Source organism: Rhodococcus sp. KB6 (genome assembly GCF_001445685.1).
Classification (GTDB): domain Bacteria; phylum Actinomycetota; class Actinomycetes; order Mycobacteriales; family Mycobacteriaceae; genus Rhodococcus_F; species Rhodococcus_F qingshengii.
This window is the reverse complement of sequence record NZ_LNAK01000078.1, coordinates 1-254: the sequence shown is the minus strand read 5'-3', so window position 1 is coordinate 254 and position 254 is coordinate 1. Positions and strand designations below refer to the sequence as shown.

The window sequence follows — 254 nt, the reverse complement described above, 5'->3', positions numbered from 1 at the left end:
CCGGTGCTACTTGGGTTTCCATTACAACAGTCACAAAGTTTTCGTGTACGGGATTCTCACCCTCTACGACAGGCCGTTCCAGACCACTTCCACTAACCCTGTGATTTCTTACTGTTGGCCAACACGGCAGTATTGACAAAATGAACCCCACAACCCCACGAATGCAACACCTGCCGGCTATCACACACCCATGGTTTAGCCTCTTCCGCTTTCGCTCGCCACTACTCACGGAATCACGGTTGTTTTCTCTTCCT

At 50.8% G+C, this 254-nt stretch carries 1 rRNA gene; it reads right to left on the bottom strand.

Annotated elements, in window-relative coordinates:
• A 23S ribosomal RNA gene (locus ASU23_RS12225) occupies positions 1-254 on the bottom strand; the annotation flags it as partial.